Source organism: Nostoc sp. UIC 10630, assembly GCF_010747425.1.
Taxonomy (GTDB): domain Bacteria; phylum Cyanobacteriota; class Cyanobacteriia; order Cyanobacteriales; family Nostocaceae; genus Nostoc.
The window spans coordinates 1-2,640 of the sequence record NZ_JAAGOG010000390.1 but is presented as its reverse complement, the minus strand read 5'-3'; the positions used below and the strand labels follow the sequence as shown (position 1 = coordinate 2,640).

Sequence of the window (2,640 nt, the reverse complement as noted above, 5' to 3'; positions counted from 1 at the left end):
CCGATTTTTACAATTATCTATGTCATTTTGGAATCTCCCTTAGTTTTTATTAGTAAATAAGATGCGTTTGCCCTGGTATAGATTGGGGTTGAAAAGTTGTCTGTAGATATCATCCAGAGGTAAACCACGGTAGCCTCTGTCTCGGATTACACTTAAAATCGTTTCGGCGTTTCGCATCTCGCGTACCTCTCGATACAAGTGTGAAGAATACCTGTTCCTCTTCGCCATGTAGGCGGCTTTCCCATCCTCAGACTACTATAGGAACTCTGTAACCATAGGGGTCGCCCCCCGTAGGTCATCCCGCGCTTTATTAACTCAGTACGTAACAGTGTGATTTAGGTGTCCCATTCATTCGTTAAGCCATCTCATCGCTGGCTGACTTCGTTTGAAGAAGTTGTGTGGTTCAAATGTTTAAAACTACACACAAACGATTATTCCTTTTAGGCGTTGTAGGAATAGGCAATCGCGTATACCGTCAGAATTGGGCTTCAGGTAGTTTAACCTTCACCATGTCACACAAGTCTTGCCGGACTCTAGTTTTAACGCCTTCTCTCTATTTCCGGCTTTACCAACATGCTGTTGTCCCTTTTGTCTTTCAACTCCAGGTAAATTGGTTGACTTAGAGACGTTCTTCTTAGTCTCTCCCAACTTGGTTGGGGATACCGCGTTAACTGTCACGGCGCACACATTTTGCAATATCGGCATCCAACACATATTTAGGTTTATATCTAATTGCGTTGAATATCGCTTGTATTGCATCATGAGCGCCCCTACCCGGTCTAAAGCCATAACTGTTTGGTTCAAATCGTGCTTCCCATTCGGGTTCTAGTGCCATTTTTACCAACGCTTGTAATGCACGGTCGTACATAGTCGGTATTCCCAAGGGTCTTTTTTCTTCTGTGCCAGGTTTGGGTATCCATACCCTTCTAGTGGGTCGTGATTTTCCCTCTGGCTTTAGCCTTTTAACCAGTGCAAGACGTGCTTCTGGGGAAAGGGATTTAACCCCGTCCACTCCTGCCGTCTTTTTTCCTCGATTATCTTGGGTAACTTTACGTACTGCTATACATTTGGCTGACCATGACCGTAGTAGAGTTTTCTGGATTTTATGGACTACTTTGACATCTCCACGATTAGAGGCTTGATATATCCTTTTTTGCAGCTTGAAAACACGACGTTCCAGTTTCTTCCAGGGTATGTCCCGCCATTGAATGTCGGTTTCTACTCCTTCACAAATTGGTATGTCATTTTCCCATACAATCCTGAACTTTTGTTCGGCTTTAGTCATATTTACTACTACTTAAAGCTATATCGTCCAAATCCTCGTGTTCCTGTCTGCTTATCTTCTGGCTTTCCCAGAAGCATTATGCTTTTGGAACAATCCTTCCTCCCAATAGCTTGCGGTTGGCTACTTACTTTAGAGATCGACCTTTCTAAAGAGCGTATTAGAAGGTTACTTCGTTCCCAATTTCCGTTTGTCGTTAGTTTTAGGATTCTCTCTGTCCACCGGGTTTATTATGGGTGTCATGATAGGTCATGATGATTATTACCTATCTTTTAACGGTCTGGTCATCACAGCCGTCCAAATATCCTTCCCCTTTTGGGCAAGCCTATCAGCCTCTTTGGCTTGTTGCAAGTTACGATGGTTCTGATGAGAGATTTGTATTTCTACCCATGACTAGCTACGCCTGACGGAGTTCCACTATGAAGGCTAGTAGTTACCGCCTTGAATTCCCCGCTTTACCCCAACGAGGAGCCATCTCGTTGAAGTAGGGGACTTGCAGTCATCCCTGACACCTGGGAGGATGGAATTTCACCATCACGGAAATTGAGTTGTCATGGTTCTGTGTAGCTTGTTAAAACTACTTTTCCATGCCTGTCGTCCTTAAGTATTTATACTTATTTAGACAGAACGAATCGCACAATGATTACCTGCAAATAATCTTCTAAGTCAGTCAGAGTCGGAAATGCTCTTAACAAATTGGCTTTGACTGATTCTTGCTTATCCTGTGCTAATTCCCAAGTGTTAAGGGAGAGGAACTGATCAATGCGCTCTTGATAATCAAGAAGTCCCACTTCGTAATCAGCTTTTAATTGATTGCGTAGACCAGGGGCGATATTATCCCTAATATTAATTAACTGATTCCATACCAGGGGAGCTAAATCAATCGGACAGACCCAATCACCAGTATCAGCAGACATCCATTCTTGAACCGAAGCAATCTCTTGCCTCAGTTGGGCAGCAGCTTCATCTAGCTTTTTGAAGACCTTGATACCACGCAAACCGACTTCAGAATTAGTAACTTTCACAAGGTCTGATTCGATTTCAGAGACTTCAGCTTTTAGCACATCCGCCCATTTAGGTGCAGCAGATTTTGTACTTTTCTTTAGCTGGATGCGAAATCTAATGCGGGTTTTATTTAACTGTGAGAAATTGTGGCGTTCGACTACTGCATCAGTTAGGAAATTTGTAGCAATAAGGTTGTCGATTGCTTGTACCATGATTATTCATCTCAATCACTATTTTTCACTTTCAATTCAGCGAAGCTTTCTTTGTGGCTATTTCTCAATTTGTGGATGCCTGCAATAGCTCTATGAATTGTTTTTGTAGAGCTATTTTGTAATCGGACAGGTCTTTTGATA

At 42.6% G+C, this 2,640-nt stretch carries 3 protein-coding genes and 1 pseudogene; 1 reads left to right on the top strand and 3 read right to left on the bottom strand.

All coding sequences use genetic code 11. The features are described from left to right. Nucleotides 1–39: 39 nt before the first annotated feature. Nucleotides 40–177: a hypothetical protein gene (locus G1O98_RS37765; protein WP_163939514.1), complete on the bottom strand. Its 138-nt coding sequence runs from the start codon at nucleotides 175–177 to the stop codon at nucleotides 40–42. A 230-nt stretch (nucleotides 178–407) separates the two neighbouring features. Here G1O98_RS37765 and G1O98_RS37760 point away from each other — a divergent pair, with 230 nt between their 5' ends. After that, nucleotides 408–623: a hypothetical protein gene (locus G1O98_RS37760; protein ID WP_163939518.1), complete on the top strand. Its 216-nt coding sequence runs from the start codon at nucleotides 408–410 to the stop codon at nucleotides 621–623. Nucleotides 624–667: 44 nt separating this feature from the next. On the opposite strand, the gene G1O98_RS37755 is transcribed toward G1O98_RS37760, so the two are convergent. Both G1O98_RS37755 and G1O98_RS37750 read right to left on the bottom strand, forming a co-directional pair. Further along, the gene (locus G1O98_RS37755; protein WP_163939516.1) at nucleotides 668–1,285 is read right to left on the bottom strand and encodes a reverse transcriptase N-terminal domain-containing protein; all 618 of its coding nucleotides are present in this window, start codon (nucleotides 1,283–1,285) and stop codon (nucleotides 668–670) included. Nucleotides 1,286–1,914: 629 nt separating this feature from the next. Beyond that, nucleotides 1,915–2,499: pseudogene (locus G1O98_RS37750) on the bottom strand (hypothetical protein); the annotation flags it as partial. Between the last annotated feature and the right edge of the window lie 141 nt (nucleotides 2,500–2,640).

Bases quoted from the DNA above. Each gene is read 5' to 3' on its own strand.
- G1O98_RS37765 (WP_163939514.1), bottom strand. From the start codon at position 177: ATGCGAAACGCCGAAACGATTTTAAGTGTAATCCGAGACAGAGGCTAC.
- G1O98_RS37760 (WP_163939518.1), top strand. From the start codon at position 408: ATGTTTAAAACTACACACAAACGATTATTCCTTTTAGGCGTTGTAGGA.
- G1O98_RS37755 (WP_163939516.1), bottom strand. From the start codon at position 1,285: ATGACTAAAGCCGAACAAAAGTTCAGGATTGTATGGGAAAATGACATA.